Origin of the sequence: Nocardioides sp. NBC_00850, assembly GCF_045207335.1 — a bacterium.
GTDB lineage: Bacteria > Actinomycetota > Actinomycetes > Propionibacteriales > Nocardioidaceae > Nocardioides.
In genome coordinates, this window is the sequence record NZ_CP108845.1 from 5,598,399 (window position 1) to 5,613,875 (window position 15,477).

Genomic DNA, 15,477 nt, shown 5'->3' on the forward strand with positions numbered 1-15,477 from the left:
CGTGTCGATCGACGATCGCGGCGCGCGAAGGTCTGGCGCCGCGATGTGACGTGCCCTACAGTCTTCCCTGAGCGATTGATTCTGCCGATACAAGCGTTGATTCGATCATAAACGATCACTCAGGCCGTGTCGGCCCGACCTCGACTTCGGAGCGAAGACATGCAGACGACGTCCATCACCACGCCCGACACCAAGCTCGCTACCGGGTTCTCCCGGCGCAGCGTCCTGGGCTCCGCCGCCGCAGTGGGCGGGGCCGCCCTGGGCATCGGCGCCCTCACCGCCGGCGCCACCCCGGCGCGGGCCGCCGGCCAGCGCACCATGGTCAACCAGGCCTTCGAGGCGCACGAGATCGTCCGCATCGGGCTGATCGGCCTCGGCAACCGCGGCTTCGGCATGGCCCGTGGCTGGGCCGACATCCCCGGCGCGCAGGTGGTCGCGGTGTGCGACATCCGCGCCGACCGCGCCACGCGGGTGGCCGACGACCTCGTCGCGCGCGGCAAGACCCGCCCCAAGGAGTACGGCGGCAAGCGTGGCTCCTTCAAGCAGATGCTCGACCGCGAGGAGCTCGACCTCATCTACATCGCCACCCCCTGGGAGTTCCACTACGACCAGGCGCGGACCTCGATGCTGGCCGGCGCGCACGTCGCCGTCGAGCTGCCGATCGCCACGCAGCTCAACGAGCTGTGGGACCTCGTCAACACCTCCGAGATGACCCGGAAGCACCTGCTGCTCGCCGAGAACTGCAGCTACGGCCGCAACGAGCTGGCGATGCTCAAGATGGCGCACGAGGGGGTCTTCGGCGACATCACCCACGGCGCCGGCGGCTACCTGCACGATCTGCGAGCCCTGCTGTTCAACGACGGCTACTACACCGACGACTGGCGGCGCCTGTGGCACACCCGCAGCACCGCCAGCTTCTACCCGATGCACGGCCTGGCGCCGATCGCTGCCGCGATGGACGTCAACCGCGGCGACCGAGCCGTCACGCTGGCCGCCACCGCGACCGCGCCGCGGGGCCTGGCCGACTACCGCGAGCGCTTCGTCCCCCGCGACCACCGGTCGTGGAAGGAGGAGTACATCAACGGCGACCGCATCAGCTGCGAGATCACCACTTCCGGGGGTCGCACCATCAGCGCCGAGCACAACGTGAGCCAGCCCCGGCCCTACAGCCGCATCAACAGCATCGAGGGCAGCCGCGGCCTGTTCGAGGACTACGTTGGCGGCGACTCGACCGGCGCCCGTGTCTACGCCGAGCCGCTGCACAGCGGCGACACCTGGCGCGGCTTCAAGGAGCTGCGCCAAGAGTTCGACCACTGGCTCTGGAAGGAGCTCGAGGACGACGCCTCCGGGAGCGGTCACGGCGGCATGGACTACATCCTGCAGTGGCGTCTCATCCAGACGATGCGCGCCGGGCTGGTCCCCGACATCGACGTCTACGACTCGGCCATGTGGTGCTCACCGGTCCCGCTGAGCGTCGAGTCGCTGGCCAAGAACGGCAAGCCGGTGGAGATCCCCGACTTCACCCGGGGCAATTGGCGCAAGCCGAGGGTCGGCCTCGACTCGCGCCAGACCGAGATGCCCCCCGTCCCCTGATCCCTACCGACCTCACCTTCCGAAAGGCACCTACCATGGTCGCTCCGTCGTTCATCGCCCGCGCGGCTCTCGCGCTCACGATCGCCCTCGGCGGTCTTCTGGTGGCCCCCGCCGCCACCACAGCGGCACCGGCACCGGCAGCGGCTGCGGCGACCACGCAGACGGTCGGCGTCACCATCGGAGCGGTCGACCTCGACGGGCCGGCCATCGTCGAGGTGCCGGTCACAGTCCGCAACCAATCGACGGCGGCGCTGCGCAAGCTCACGGTCTCGCTCCGGGGACCGGTGGGCTGGCAGGTCGCCCCGGCTTCGCGGTCGGTCTCGGGAGCCGTGAAGCCGGGCGCCAGCGCCACCGTCACCTTCTCGGTGCGGGTGCCCGCGCGGCGTCCGGGCTTCCAACTGCGCACCTTCACCGCCACGGCCGCCTACCGCGGCGGTGACGGCGCGGGTGCCGCGGTCGGCACGCGGGTGGAGCGCTCCGGCGAGCCGATGGCCAATCTGGCGGCGGCCTTCAACAACACCGGGGTCACCGACGAGAGCGCCACCACCGCCGGGAACTTCGACGGTGCCGGCAACAGCTTCTCGGCCCAGAAGCTGGCCGACGTGGGCCTGGGCCGGGGGGCCGAGGTCGAGGCGCTGGGCGCCACCCTGACGATGCCCGACGTCGCGCCTGGCACGGCCGACAACGTCGCCAGCGGCGGCCAAGCCGTGAAGGTGAGCGGCAGCGGCGACGCGCTGGTCCTGCTCGGCTCGGGCAGCAGCTTCGGTGCCACGGGCACGGTCACCGTCTTCTACACCGACGGCACGTCGTCGACGGACGAGACCGGTCTGCCCAACTGGTCGTTCCAGGAGGCCGACGCGCACGGCGCGACGTTGGTCGCCTCGAGCGTCGGTCGCAACCGACCCGACGGGTACGGCGACGCGGCCTACCAGTACCGGGTCTTCGCCAACTCGGTGCCGCTGACCGCCGGCAAGACCGTCGACTTCGTGGTCCTGCCCGCCAACAGTGCCCTGCATGTGTTCGCGATGGGCCTCGCCGGCTGACCCGCTCGGGTAGGTTGCCGAAGTCAGGAGAGCACCCGAGCGAGTTCGAGGATCACATGTCCAGGCACACCCGGCTCGTGGCGGTGCTCACCGATGCCTGAGCGCGTCCTGCGCGTGGGGCTGGTGGGCTCCGGGCCCTGGGCCCGGCTGACCGTGGCGCCGGCGCTCGCCGCCGCACCGGAGGTGCGGTTGACCCACGGCTGGTCGCGCAACGACGCCGACCTCGCCGACCTGGCCCGCCGACACGGCTTCGAGCCGGCGAGCACGTACCTCGACCTGCTGGACCGGGTCGACGTCGTCGCGTTCTGCGTGCCGCCCGACGTCCAGGCCGGGCTGACGCCGGCGGCGTTGGACGCCGGCAAGGCGCTGCTGCTCGAGAAGCCGGTGGCCCGTCGGGTCGAGCAGGCCGAGCGGCTGCACGGACATCCCGAGCCGGTGCTCGTCCACTACTCCCGGCTGCTCGACAGCACCGTCGCCCCGTGGTTGGGCGCCGCGGCCGAACGCACGTGGTCATCAGCGAGAGCGGTGCTCACGAACACGGCCACGGTCGGCGACGACCCCTTCGGCCGATCTGCGTGGCGGCGCGAGACCGACGGCGCCCTGTGGGATCTCGGACCCCACGTGCTCGCCGCCCTGCAGGTCGCGCTCGGTGACGTGACGACCGTCTCGGCCCGCCGTACCGACGAGGGCATCGTGCTCGAGACCACCCATGCGCGAGGGGCGAGCGCGCGGTCGCTGGTGTCGGTCTCGGCGTCCAGGAAGCAGGACGTCCTCGAGCTGGTCGGCGCCGACGACTGCGTGCACCGCCTGCCCCGGGGCCCACGGCAGGGCGGGGTCCAGACCTACCGTGCGCTCGTCTCCGGCCTGGTGCCGCCGTCCGGCCCGTCCCGCGGCCCGTGCGCCGCGGCGGTGATGGATCCCGCCTTCAGTACCTCCGTGGTGGCGACGCTGGTCGCGGCATCGGCGGCCCTGCGAGCCGGGCCCGCCGCCTGACGGCCGGCTCCCAGCCCCCGCCCGCCCCGCGCGTAACAGCCACGACTCCACGCCGCTCTCGAGCAGGCTGGCGCCAACATCCTCTGCCCTCGATGTCGGCCCCGGAGCCGACGCCGGGACCGAGGCCGGGACCGAGGCCGGGGGCGGCGTACGATTCTCTTCCGTGGCTGACGTTGAGTTCCGATACTCCGACCTCCTCCCGACCGGCAAGGACGACACTCCTTACCGCTTGATCACGAGCGAGGGGGTGGAAGAGATCGAGGTCGACGGGCGCAAGTTCCTCAAGGTCGACCCCGAGGCGATCCGCCGGCTGACCGCCGAGGCGATGAAGGACATCAACCAGTACCTCCGCCCGGCCCACCTCCAGCAGCTCCGCAAGATCATCGACGACCCCGAGGCCTCCGGCAACGACCGCTTCGTCGCGCTCGACCTGCTGAAGAACGTCAACATCTCCGCGGGCGGGATCCTGCCGATGTGCCAGGACACCGGCACCGCGATCGTGATGGGCAAGAAGTCCGAGGGTGTGCTGACCGGCGCCGACGACGCAGAGACCGTCAGCCGCGGGGTCTTCGACGCCTACACCAAGCTCAACCTGCGCTACTCCCAGCTGGCGCCGCTGACCACGTACGAGGAGAAGAACACCGGCTCCAACCTGCCCGCGCAGGTCGAGATCTACTCGACCACCGAGGGCGAGAATGGTCCGGAGTACAAGTTCCTCTTCATGGCCAAGGGCGGCGGCTCGGCCAACAAGTCGTTCCTGTTCCAGGAGACCAAGGCGATCCTCAACCCCGACCGGATCCTGACCTTCCTCGACGAGAAGATCCGCTCGCTCGGCACGGCCGCCTGCCCGCCGTACCACCTCGCCGTCGTCATCGGCGGGACCTCCGCGGAGTTCGCGCTCAAGACGGCCAAGTACGCCTCGGCCCACTACCTCGACAACCTCCCGACCGAGGGCTCGATGAGCGCCCACGGCTTCCGCGACACGGAGCTGGAGGAGAAGGTCTTCGAGCTCACCCAGTCCTTCGGGATCGGGGCCCAGTTCGGCGGCAAGTACTTCTGCCATGACGTACGCGTCGTCCGGCTCCCCCGCCACGGCGCCTCGTGCCCGGTGGCGATCGCGGTCTCCTGCTCCGCCGACCGCCAGGCGCTGGGCAAGATCACCCGCGACGGAGTGTTCCTCGAGCAGCTCGAGACCGACCCGGCGCAGTACATGCCCGACGCCGGCATGGCCGAGGAGATCTCGGCCGGCGAGGTCGTGGACATCGACCTGAACCAGCCGATGTCGGAGATCCTGGCGACGCTGTCGCAGCACCCGGTCAAGACCCGCCTCTCCCTGTCCGGCCCGATGGTCGTGGCCCGAGACATCGCGCACGCCAAGATCAAGGAGCGCCTCGACGCCGGCGAGGAGATGCCGGACTACCTGAAGAACCACCCGGTCTACTACGCCGGGCCCGCCAAGACGCCCGAGGGGATGGCCTCAGGCTCCTTCGGCCCGACCACCGCCGGCCGGATGGACTCCTACGTCGAGCAGTTCCAGGCCGCGGGCGGCTCGATGGTCATGCTCGCCAAGGGCAACCGCTCCAAGGTCGTGGCCGAGGCGTGTGGGACCTACGGCGGCTTCTACCTCGGCTCCATCGGCGGCCCCGCCGCGCGGCTGGCGCAGGACTGCATCAAGTCGGTCGAGGTGCTCGAGTACCCCGAGCTCGGCATGGAGGCGGTCTGGAAGATCGAGGTCGAGAACTTCCCGGCCTTCATCGTCGTCGACGGCGAGGGCAACGACTTCTTCACCGACCCGAGCGGAACGACCACCGTCCCCCTCACCGGGATCAGGGTGCGGTCGAAAGAACGCTGAGCGAACGCCCGCCGGCGCTGAGCCTCGGCGATGCCGGACGACCGGATAGGTTGATGGGCGCCGATCCCCGACGACGAGGAGACCCCCATGCAGTGCCCCATCGACGGTGCCACCCTGGTGATGAGCGAGCGCCAAGGCATCGAGATCGACTACTGCCCGCAGTGCCGTGGCGTATGGCTGGACCGCGGCGAGATCGACAAGATCGTCGAACGGTCCGTCGGCGCCCCGCAGCCCGGCGGCTACCAGCAGCCGCGCCAGGAGCAGCGCCAGGAGAAGCGCGACGAGCGACGCTATGACAAGCGGGAGTACGAGCGGCGCGACTATGACGACGACCGCCGCCAGGACAACCGACGCGGCCACCACCGCGAGTCCTGGCTGGGTGACCTCTTCGGCTGATCCTGCTGGAGGCCGCGAACGCGCCTGACGGTCCCTGCGACACACCGACATGCGGTGTGTCGCAGGGGTTTCCCGCAGGCCCTATGGCCGCCGCTCCCGTCGGATCGGGGGTTCCGCGAGCTCAGCGAGTTCGGCGCGCACCAGCCCAGGAACCGCTAGACGTCGTTGTCGCGCCGGTTCCCGGGCGGCGCCTCGCCCGGTCCGGACCCCTGCGTATCCGGGCTGCCGGACTCGGAGTCGGGATAGCCCGCCGTCGAGTCCGCGGGCGCGATCGGCGTGCCGCCCTCGTCCTCGTCGAGGCGCTGGGTCTCGGAGACCTGCCCGGACTCGTCGGTGTATTCGGGGTCGTCGGGCCCCTCTGCTGGTAGCGGTTGTTGGCTCATGTCCGGTGCGGTACCCGTTACCGGGAGAACCACTCCCGCCGGAGCAGCCCGAAGACCCACGAGTCCGAGACGTCGCCGTTCACCACGCAGTCCTCGCGCAGCGTCCCCTCCAGCGTGAAGCCGAGCTTCTCCAGCACCCGGGCGGAGGCGGCGTTGCGGGTGTCGGCCTCGGCCTGGACCCGGTTCAGGTCCAGCGTGTCGAACGCCCATTCCAAGAGCGCGCCCGCGGCCTCTGTCGCGATGCCCTGACCCCACCCTGCCCGAGCGAGGCAGTAGCCCAGCGAGGCGCTGCGGAACTCGGGGTTCCAGGAGTTCAGGGTGCACCAGCCGACAAAGGTGAAGTCGCGCTCGATGACGAGCCGCGCCCCGCTCCCCTCCTCGGCCATCGCATGGCTCCGGGCGATGAACTGCTCGGCACGCGCCCGCTCGGTCCAGGGCGGCGAGTCCCAGTAGCGCAGGACGTACGCGTCGCTGTGGAGGGCGAACAGCGGCTCGGCATCGGCGTCGGCGAACGGCCGTAGCCGCAGCCGCTCGGTCTTCAGTGTCGGAGTGATCAGCGGCACCCGGCCATCCTGTCAGCGACCGGGTGCCCTCAGGAAACGGGTTTCTGCGACCTTCGCAGCGTCACCCGATGATGCGATCCGCCCGGGCCGACTCCTCGTGGGCCGCCTCGACCGCCTTGGCGGCCTCGTGCTCGGCCTGTTCGATGGCGTCGCGAGGCGAGGGGACCGGCGGCGTACGTCGGGCGTCGTCGCCGTTGTCCGAGACCTTCGCCGACCGCATAGAGGAGGCGTTGTCGGCGAAGGCGCCAGTGACCGTACGCATCGCCTCGGTGAGCTCGCCTGGGATGACCCAGAACGAGTTGCCGTGCGAGGCGAGCGAGGGCAGCATCTCGAGATACTTGTAGGCCAGGACCTTGGCGTCGGCGTCGTTGGCGTGGACCGCCTGGAAGACCCGCTCGAGCGCCGTGGCCTCACCCTCGGCCTCGAGAATCCGGGCCTGCTGGTTGCCCTCCGCCTCCAGGATGGACTTCTGCCGGGTGCCCTCGGCCTCGAGGATCAGCGAGGCCCGCTTACCCTCCGCGTGCAGGATGGCGGCACGCTTGTCACGCTCGGCGCGCATCTGCTTCTCCATCGCCTCCTTGATCGAGGCCGGCGGGTCGATCGCCTTGATCTCGACCCGGTTGACCCGGATCCCCCACTTCCCGGTGGCGTCGTCGAGCACCTCACGCAGCCGCGCGTTGATCGTCTCGCGCGAGGTCAGGGTGCTCTCCAGGTCCATCGAGCCGATCAGATTTCGCAGCGTGGTGACGGTGAGCTGGTCGATCGCCTGCAGGTAGTTGGCGACCTCGTAGGCGGCCGACCGCGGGTCGGTGATCTGGTAGTAGAGCACCGTGTCGATGTTGACCACCAGGTTGTCCTCGGTGATCACGGGCCGGGGGTTGGAGGAGTAGACCGTCTCGCGTACGTCCAGCTTGGTGTTGACCCGGTCCACCAGTGGGATCACGAAGTTGAGCCCTGGCTGCAGCGTGATCCGGTAGCGCCCGAAGCGCTCGATGTTGTAGCGCCGGGCCTGTGGCACGATCCGCACCGTCGAGGCGACCGCCCCCACCACCAGCGCGACCATGACCAGAACGATCAGCAGAAGTTCCATCTCGTACGCCCTCCTCTAAGGGGACAGCGACAGCGGGTCCCGCGGATGCACGAGCGCCGTCGCGCCTTCGATCTCGAGCACGTCGACCCGGCATCCGACAGGGATGACCAGGTCCTCGTCATAGGGGCGGGCGGTCCATTCCTCGCCCGCGAGCCGGACCAGACCGTGCGCGTAGCTCACCTCCGCGAGGACGACCGCCTGACGGCCGACGAGCGCGTCAGTGCCGTCACGCGAGGGCGGCGGCATGGCCAGGTGCCGACGCGCCACCGGCCGCACCAGCAGCACGCTGCCACCGCCCGCGAGGACGAAGACGAGCAGCTGCACCAGCACCGGCGCGCCGAGGGCCGCGCTGCCCGCGGCAAGCAGCGCCCCGCCGGCGACGAAAGCGAACGCCAGCGTCATCGTGAACGCCTCGGCCACTCCGAGGAGCACCGCGACGAGGATCCAGAAGAACGACCACATAAGCCCACCAGACTCGGTTTCCGACCAGCGTACTCCCGGTGTGGTGGTGATCACATGGGATCAGTGGGAGTTGTTTCGCCCATTCATCAGCGGCAGGCCGGCCCATAGCGAGACGAACAGGACCAGGACGGCGATGGCGGCGACGACCCCGGCCCCGAAGGAGAGGACGACGTCGAAGACGAGCAGCACGACCAGCGCCGAGGTGACCGCGAATCCTGCCAGTCCGGCCCGTGCACAGCCGTGCGAGGCCTTGACCAGCCACGGCCGCTGGCGGCGGCGGAACAGGATCCGGTGGAAGGAGACCGGAGCGATGATGAGGGACGTGGTGATGACCGAGCCGACCAGCACCACGAGGTAAATCGTCTGCTGATGGTCGGCCAGGTCCGGGAAGCGGGGCGAGAACGGGACCGTCAGCAGGAAACCGGTCAGAATCTGCACGCCGGTCTGCAGCACCCTCAGCTCCTGGAGGAGCTCGTTCCAGTTACGGGTGATCCGCTCCTCCGGGCCCTCGTCCGGACCACCACCCTCGATCGCATCGCGGTGAAAGCTGCTCGCGGCCATCAGAACACCGGCCGTCCCCCAGTCACCCCGAGAACGGTGCCGGAGACGTAGGACGCCTCGGCCGGAGAGGCCAGGAACACGAACGCGGGCGCGACCTCGGCCGGCTGACCGGCGCGCCCCAGCGGCGTGTTGGCCCCGAACTTCTGCACCTTCTCCGGCGCCTGCGTCGCCGGCTGCAGCGGGGTCCAGATCGGCCCCGGCGCCACCGCGTTCACCCGGACCCCGTCGGGTCCGAGCTCTGCGGCCAGGTTGACGGTGAAGTTGTTGATGGCCGCCTTGGTCGCGGCGTAGTCGAGCAGGCTGGTCGAGGGCTCGTACGCCTGGATCGAGGCGTTGTTGATGACGCAGCCGTTGCTCTTCCGCAGGTGCGGGACGGCTGCCCGGGTCAGCCAGAGCAGGGCGTACAGGTTGGTCTTGAACGTCCGGTCGATCCGCTCGTCGTCCATGTCCGTCAAGCCCTTGTCGCGGGCGAACTGGTAGCCGGCGTTGTTGACCAGGATGTCGAGGCCGCCGAGCTCCTGCACGGTGCGTTCGACGACCTCGTCGCACGCCTCGCGCTCGCGCAGGTCGATCGGGATCGCCAGTGGCGTACGTCCGGCCTCCTCGACCAGCTTCGAGGTCGCCTGCGCGTCCGGCTCCTCCTCCGGCAGGTAGGTGAAGGCCACGTCGGCCCCCTCACGGGCGTACGCGATGGCGACCGCGCGGCCGATGCCGGAGTCGGCACCGGTGATGAGCGCGACCTTGCCGTCGAGGCGGCCGTGGCCCTGGTAGCTGGACTCGCCGTGGTCGGGCAGCGGGTCCATCTCACCGGTGAGCCCGGGAGGCTCCTGCTGCTGGGCTGGGAACTGGGTGTTGTCATCGCTCATGACCTGTCCGGTACCCATATCGGACACAATGGAACCGTGAGCGAATCGGTGATCGTCGACGGCGGCCTGGCCCTACGGCATCGAGCGGACGGCCACCTGGAGCTGCGGGCCAACGGGATCTTCGTGATGGACACCCGGGAGACCTCGACCGAGAAGGCACTGGCCACACACGCCCTCGAGCTGCACCCGGCGCCGAAGCACGTGCTCATCGGCGGCCTCGGGCTCGGGTTCACCCTCGAGGCCGTGCTGACCGACCCACGGGTCGAGGCGGTCACGGTCGTCGAGATCGAGCCGCGCCTGGTCGAGTGGATGCGGACCGGCCGGATCCCCCACGGCCCCGACCTGCTGAAGGACGAGCGCGTCCACATCGAGGTGGCCGACGTGGCCGTGGTCCTGCGGGAGAGCCGGGCCGAGGCGTACGACGTCGTGCTGCTGGACGTCGACAACGGCCCCGGCTACCTGGTCCACGACGCCAACGGGGCGCTCTACGAGGCGCCCGCGCTGGCGGATGCGCGGCGAGCGACGGCCCCGGGTGGCACCGTGGTGGTGTGGTCGGCAGCGAAGGCTCCGGCGCTGCTGGAGGTGATGGCGCAGGTCTTCGACGACGCCGAGGCGCTCTCCTACCCGGTCGACCTGCAGGGGCACTCCGAGACGTACTGGCTCTATGTGGGCCGGCTCTCTGCCGGCGGGGTCTCGCGCGGGAATGGCACCAACTAGTCAAAGGTTGAATCAGACATGGACGACATGAGCTTTCGCATCGAGCACGACTCCATGGGAGAGGTCCGGGTCCCGAAGGACGCGCTGTGGCGCGCCCAGACCCAGCGGGCCGTGGAGAACTTCCCCATCTCGGGCACGCCCATCGAGCCGGCGCTGATCCATGCGATCGGTCATGTGAAGGCAGCCGCAGCGAAGGCCAACTTCGACCTCGGCGTCCTGCCCGGCGACAAGGCCGAGGCGATCATCGCCGCCGCGGGCGAGGTCTCCGAGGGACGCCACGACGACGCGTTCCCGATCGACGTCTTCCAGACCGGGTCCGGCACCTCCTCCAACATGAACGCCAACGAGGTGATCGCGTCGCTGGCGGCTCTGGCCGGTTCCCCAGAAAATGGGCAGAGCGTACATCCCAACGACCACGTCAACGCCTCCCAGTCCTCCAACGACACCTTCCCGACCGCGATCCACGTCGCGGCCGCCGTCGCCGTCACCGAGCAGCTGCTGCCCGCGATCGACGTGCTGGCCGGCTCGCTCGAGGCGAAGGCCCAGGAGTTCTCCGGCCTGGTGAAGTCGGGGCGTACGCATCTGATGGACGCCACGCCGGTCACCCTGGGACAGGAGTTCGGAGGGTACGCAGCCACCGTCCGCTACGCGGCCGAGCGGCTCGAGTCGGTGCTGCCGAGGGTGCGCGAGCTGGCGCTGGGCGGCACTGCGGTCGGGACCGGCATCAACACGCCCGCCGGTTTCCCGCAGGCCGTGATCGCCGACCTCTCCAACCGCACCGGCCAGCCGTTCACCGAGGCCCGCAACCACTTCGAGGCCCAGGGCACCCGCGACTCGCTGGTCGAGCTCTCCGGCGTCCTGAAGACGCTCGCGGTCGGCCTGATCAAGATCAACAACGACCTGCGCTGGATGTCGTCCGGCCCCACCACCGGCCTGGCCGAGATCCACCTGCCCGACCTCCAGCCGGGCTCCTCGATCATGCCCGGCAAGGTCAACCCGGTCGTGCCTGAGGCGACCTTGATGGTGGCCTTCCAGGTGATCGGCAACGACGCCGCGGTGACCGCCGCCGGCGCCTCGGGCGCCTTCGAGCTCAACGTCGCGATGCCGGTGATGGCCCGCAACATCCTGGAGTCGATCCGCCTGCTCTCCACCTCGATGACCGTCCTGGCCGAGCGCACCGTCGACGGGATCGTCCCCGTCCCCGAGCGTCTTCGCGCCTACGCCGAGTCCTCCCCCTCGATCGTCACGCCGCTCAACAAGTACATCGGCTACGAGGCCGCCGCCAAGGTCGCCAAGCAGGCCCTCGCCGAGGGCGCCACGATCAAGGACACCGTCATCAAGCTCGGCTACGTCGCCGACGGCACCCTCACCGAAGCCCAGCTGGACGAAGCCCTGGACGTCGAGTCGATGACCCACCCCTGACCCGAGTCAGCTCATCCTGACCAAGAACCACGTCGAGTCGGCGCGTCATGACGCGCCGACTCGACGGGATTTGATGTCAGGTTGGGCCGACTCGGCCTCTGCTCAGTACCAGCCGGCGGACTGGGAGTGGCTCCAGGCGCCGCAGGGGGAACCGTAGCGGTCGTTGATGTAGCCGAGGCCCCACTCGATCTGGGTGGCGGGGTTGGTCTCCCAGTCGTCGCCGGCAGAGGCCATCTTGGAGCCGGGGAGGGCCTGCGGGATGCCGTAGGCGCTGGAGGAGGGGTTGGCGGCGCTGACGTTCCAGCCCGACTCCTTCTCCCAGAGCGGCTCGAGGCAGGAGAACTGGTCCAAACCCCAGCCGAAGTCGCCGAGCATCGACTTGGCGATGTCCTTGGGGTTGCGCAGATCGATCTCGATCTCTTCGACGCCGGCGATGGCCCGCACGTCGTTGCCGGCCGACAGGGCGGCCTGCTTGCCGGGGTCGGCGACCTCGCGGCGGTCACCGGCCGAACGCGACAGGGAGGTCTCGTTGCCGCGGGCGGCGGACTCGGCCTCGATCGCGGCGCGCTGGGCGTCGGTGAGCTCGGGGATGTCGGCGGCTGCCGACTCACCCGCGCTGAGCGTCGGGTCGTCGGTGGCTGGCCCGGTGTAGGCCACCCCGCCTGCGACTGCGGCGCCGGTCCCGCCGAGGGCGAGGACGGAGAGGAGGAGGGTTGTCTTGGCGGTCGTACGCGCAGCCTTGTGCGGAACGTCGACAAGCGGATTCGCTGGCGCACCGCGATGTCGCGGGGCACGATGAACAGGCTTGGTCACGGGCTCTCATTCGGGGGCTGAGGCATTGCAGACCCGCAAACAATGCATGAGCACCAACCTCGTATCAAACCGGACGCACCGTTTGTAGGTCAGAAATGACCGTCCTGAGCATCACTTCCGTAACATGAGTCACAGAAATCACAACGGCCCCAGACCTTACCGGTCCGGGGCCGTTGACGTGACAAGGATTACGGAACGACGTTCTCCAGCATCTCGGTGACGAGCGCGGCGATCGGCGAGCGCTCGGAGCGGGTCAGGGTGACGTGGGAGAAGAGCGGGTGGCCCTTCAGCTTCTCGATCACCGCGACCACGCCGTCATGGCGTCCGACCCGGAGGTTGTCGCGCTGGGCGACGTCGTGGGTGAGCACGACCTTCGAGTTGGCGCCGATGCGGGAGAGCACCGTCAGGAGTACGTTGCGCTCCAGCGACTGCGCCTCGTCGACGATCACGAACGAGTCGTGGAGAGACCGGCCGCGGATGTGGGTCAGCGGCAGCACCTCCAGCATGCCCCGGTCGATGATCTCGTCGATCACGTCCTGCGTGGTGACCGCGGAGAGCGTGTCGAAGACCGCCTGGCCCCACGGCGACATCTTCTCGCCCTCGGTGCCGGGGAGGTAGCCGAGCTCCTGGCCGCCGACGGCGAAGAGCGGGCGGAAGATCAGCACCTTCTTGTGCTGGTTGCGCTCCATGACCGCCTCCAGGCCCGCGCACAGCGCCAGCGCGGACTTCCCGGTGCCGGCCCGGCCACCGAGGGAGACGATGCCGACCTCGGGGTCGAGCAGCATCTCGAGCGCGATCCGCTGCTCCGCGGAGCGGCCGTGGATCCCGAAGACCTCCCGGTCCCCGCGGACGAGGTGGACCTGCTTGTCGGGACCGACCCGGCCCAGCGCGGTGCCGCGGTCCGACATCAGCACCAGCCCGGTGTGGCAGGGCAGGTCGCGGGCCGTGTCGAGCTCGAGGACGCCGTCGTCGTAGAGCTCGTCGAGGGCCGCGGAGGCGACGTCCAGCTCGGCCATCCCGGAGTAGCCCGGGTCGGAGTCGTTGATCCGCTCACCGCGGTAGTCCTCGGCCTTCAGCCCGACCGCGGACGCCTTGATCCGCATCGGCAGGTCCTTGGAGACCAGGGTGACGTCGAGCCCGTCGCCCTTCAGGTTGCGCGCGACCGCGAGGATCCGAGTGTCGTTGTCCCCGAGCCGGAATCCGCTCGGCAGCGAGGACGGGTCGGTGTGGTTGAGCTCGACACGGATGGTGCCGCCCTCCTCGCCGACCGGGACCGCGGTGTCCAGGCGACCGTGGGTGATCCGCAGCCCATCGAGCTGCCGGAGTGCGGAGCGGGCGAAGTAGCCCAGCTCCGGATGATGCCGCTTTCCCTCCAGCTCGGTGATCACCACCACCGGGAGCACGACCTGGTGCTCGGCGAAGCGCGTCATGGCCTTCGGGTCCGAGAGCAGGACGCTGGTGTCGAGAACGAAGGTACGCGCGGAAGGCGCATCGCTCTCGGAGGGAACTCTTCCCGATTCTGGGGCATCCGACGCCGGTGTCGGAGCGGCCGACGCATCGGCCTCGGTGACATGCTCGTTCGTGGTTGGGTTGGCCACGCGGATCACCTCTCGCGACCGGCTCATACACCCATGAGTCCGGTCATTTCATCGTTAATCAGATGGACCGGACGGTGGACCGTCAGTCGGGGTGCCGACCGCCTCACACCCGTCGGGATCGATGAGATCCTGACGCAGGTTCGGTTCGTGACTACTCACGTAACGGGCCTCCAGGTGCGACGGGAATTTGTTCCCCGCCGTTGGTACAACGCTACGACGCCGGACCAACGGTCTGTGGCAACACGAACGATTTTTCTTTGTGAACTCCTGGTGACACGCCCGAATTGTTCCGGCCAGTGGTCACCTGCCGAGGCGACGCTCGCGGTGGGCGTAGGCGCGCAGGGCCCGCAGGAAGTCGGTGCGCCGGAAGTCGGGCCAGTAGGCCTCGCAGAAGTAGAACTCCGACTTCGCGCTCTGCCACAGCAGGAATCCGCCCAGGCGCTGCTCCCCCGACGTACGGATCACCAGGTCGGGGTCGGGCTGGCCCTTGGTGTAGAGGTGGTCGGCGATGTGCTCGACGTCGATGATCTGGGCGAGCTCCTCGAGCGAGGTGCCGCGGGTGGCGTGCTCGTTGAGCAGGGCGCGTACGGCATCGGCGATCTCGCGGCGGCCGCCGTAGCCGACCGCGACGTTGACCAGCATCCCGTCGACGTCCCGGGTCGCCTCCTCGGCGGCCTTGAGGCGCTGGGACAGCCAGTCGGGCAGGAGATCGAGCGCGCCGACCGGGTGCAGCCGCCAGCGGCGTACGTCCGCCAGCGAGTCGACCGCGTCGGCGATGATCTCGAGGAGCGGTGCCAGCTCGTCGGCGGGGCGGTTGAGGTTGTCGGTGGAGAGCAGCCACAGGGTGACCACCTCGATGCCGATCTCGTCGCACCAGGTGAGCAGCGGCTCGATGTTGGCCGCGCCGGCGCGATGGCCGTGGGCGGTCGACTGGCCGACCTCCTTGGCCCAGCGACGGTTGCCGTCGAGCATCACCCCGACGTGCTTGGGCAGCTTGGAGGCATCGAGCTTGCGGAGCATCCGCGCCTCGTAGGCCGGGTAGAGAACCCGCCGTACGCCTTCCTTCCAGTCTGCCACGTGCAGAAGGGTATCGGCGCCGTGCCCACATCTCCCAGCGGGACGGGG

16 protein-coding genes are annotated in these 15,477 nt (G+C 69.5%); 7 read left to right on the plus strand and 9 right to left on the minus strand.

Features of this window, described 5'->3' with window-relative positions; genetic code table 11:
* Window positions 1-159: 159 nt before the first annotated feature.
* From OH802_RS27220 to OH802_RS27240, 5 genes are all read left to right on the plus strand, one after another.
* Window positions 160-1,593 carry a Gfo/Idh/MocA family protein gene (locus tag OH802_RS27220; protein ID WP_406023495.1) on the plus strand — a complete coding sequence of 478 codons (1,434 nt, stop codon included), beginning with the start codon at window positions 160-162 and terminating at the stop codon, window positions 1,591-1,593.
* Window positions 1,594-1,628: 35 nt separating this feature from the next.
* On the plus strand, window positions 1,629-2,636 hold the full coding sequence (locus OH802_RS27225; protein WP_406023496.1) for an NEW3 domain-containing protein: 1,008 nt from the start codon (window positions 1,629-1,631) through the stop codon (window positions 2,634-2,636).
* Between the two features lie 93 nt (window positions 2,637-2,729).
* Window positions 2,730-3,629 carry a Gfo/Idh/MocA family protein gene (locus OH802_RS27230; protein ID WP_406023497.1) on the plus strand — a complete coding sequence of 300 codons (900 nt, stop codon included), beginning with the start codon at window positions 2,730-2,732 and terminating at the stop codon, window positions 3,627-3,629.
* 163 nt (window positions 3,630-3,792) lie between these two features.
* Window positions 3,793-5,481, plus strand: a complete 1,689-nt coding sequence (locus OH802_RS27235) for a fumarate hydratase (RefSeq protein ID WP_378829507.1) — start codon at window positions 3,793-3,795, stop codon at window positions 5,479-5,481.
* A gap of 87 nt (window positions 5,482-5,568) precedes the next feature.
* The gene (locus OH802_RS27240; RefSeq protein ID WP_406023498.1) at window positions 5,569-5,877 is read left to right on the plus strand and encodes a zf-TFIIB domain-containing protein; all 309 of its coding nucleotides are present in this window, start codon (window positions 5,569-5,571) and stop codon (window positions 5,875-5,877) included.
* 155 nt (window positions 5,878-6,032) lie between these two features.
* Here OH802_RS27240 and OH802_RS27245 read toward each other — a convergent pair whose 3' ends face one another.
* The 6 genes from OH802_RS27245 to OH802_RS27270 form a co-directional block, all read right to left on the minus strand.
* Window positions 6,033-6,260: a hypothetical protein gene (locus tag OH802_RS27245; RefSeq protein WP_406023499.1), complete on the minus strand. Its 228-nt coding sequence runs from the start codon at window positions 6,258-6,260 to the stop codon at window positions 6,033-6,035.
* A gap of 17 nt (window positions 6,261-6,277) precedes the next feature.
* Entirely contained in the window at window positions 6,278-6,823 is a 546-nt protein-coding gene (locus tag OH802_RS27250; protein ID WP_406023500.1) for a GNAT family N-acetyltransferase, read from the minus strand.
* A gap of 61 nt (window positions 6,824-6,884) precedes the next feature.
* Window positions 6,885-7,913: an SPFH domain-containing protein gene (locus OH802_RS27255; protein ID WP_406023501.1), complete on the minus strand. Its 1,029-nt coding sequence runs from the start codon at window positions 7,911-7,913 to the stop codon at window positions 6,885-6,887.
* A 15-nt stretch (window positions 7,914-7,928) separates the two neighbouring features.
* Window positions 7,929-8,375 carry an NfeD family protein gene (locus tag OH802_RS27260; protein ID WP_406023502.1) on the minus strand — a complete coding sequence of 149 codons (447 nt, stop codon included), beginning with the start codon at window positions 8,373-8,375 and terminating at the stop codon, window positions 7,929-7,931.
* 60 nt (window positions 8,376-8,435) lie between these two features.
* Window positions 8,436-8,936 carry a DUF6328 family protein gene (locus OH802_RS27265; RefSeq protein WP_406023503.1) on the minus strand — a complete coding sequence of 167 codons (501 nt, stop codon included), beginning with the start codon at window positions 8,934-8,936 and terminating at the stop codon, window positions 8,436-8,438.
* Window positions 8,936-9,802, minus strand: a complete 867-nt coding sequence (locus tag OH802_RS27270; RefSeq protein ID WP_406023504.1) for a glucose 1-dehydrogenase — start codon at window positions 9,800-9,802, stop codon at window positions 8,936-8,938. The genes OH802_RS27265 and OH802_RS27270 overlap by 1 nt, the downstream gene beginning before the upstream one ends.
* A gap of 36 nt (window positions 9,803-9,838) precedes the next feature.
* Here OH802_RS27270 and OH802_RS27275 point away from each other — a divergent pair, with 36 nt between their 5' ends.
* Both OH802_RS27275 and OH802_RS27280 read left to right on the plus strand, forming a co-directional pair.
* Window positions 9,839-10,519, plus strand: coding sequence for a spermidine synthase (locus OH802_RS27275; protein WP_406023505.1), 681 nt, complete (start codon window positions 9,839-9,841; stop codon window positions 10,517-10,519).
* An 18-nt stretch (window positions 10,520-10,537) separates the two neighbouring features.
* Window positions 10,538-11,941: a class II fumarate hydratase gene (locus OH802_RS27280; RefSeq protein ID WP_406023506.1), complete on the plus strand. Its 1,404-nt coding sequence runs from the start codon at window positions 10,538-10,540 to the stop codon at window positions 11,939-11,941.
* A gap of 102 nt (window positions 11,942-12,043) precedes the next feature.
* Here OH802_RS27280 and OH802_RS27285 read toward each other — a convergent pair whose 3' ends face one another.
* From OH802_RS27285 to OH802_RS27295, 3 genes are all read right to left on the minus strand, one after another.
* Window positions 12,044-12,754 carry a lytic transglycosylase domain-containing protein gene (locus OH802_RS27285; RefSeq protein WP_406023507.1) on the minus strand — a complete coding sequence of 237 codons (711 nt, stop codon included), beginning with the start codon at window positions 12,752-12,754 and terminating at the stop codon, window positions 12,044-12,046.
* Window positions 12,755-12,942: 188 nt separating this feature from the next.
* A complete protein-coding gene (locus tag OH802_RS27290) occupies window positions 12,943-14,352 on the minus strand; it encodes a PhoH family protein (protein ID WP_406023508.1) in 1,410 nt (469 codons plus the stop codon).
* 300 nt (window positions 14,353-14,652) lie between these two features.
* On the minus strand, window positions 14,653-15,429 hold the full coding sequence (locus OH802_RS27295) for an isoprenyl transferase (RefSeq protein WP_355231977.1): 777 nt from the start codon (window positions 15,427-15,429) through the stop codon (window positions 14,653-14,655).
* Between the last annotated feature and the right edge of the window lie 48 nt (window positions 15,430-15,477).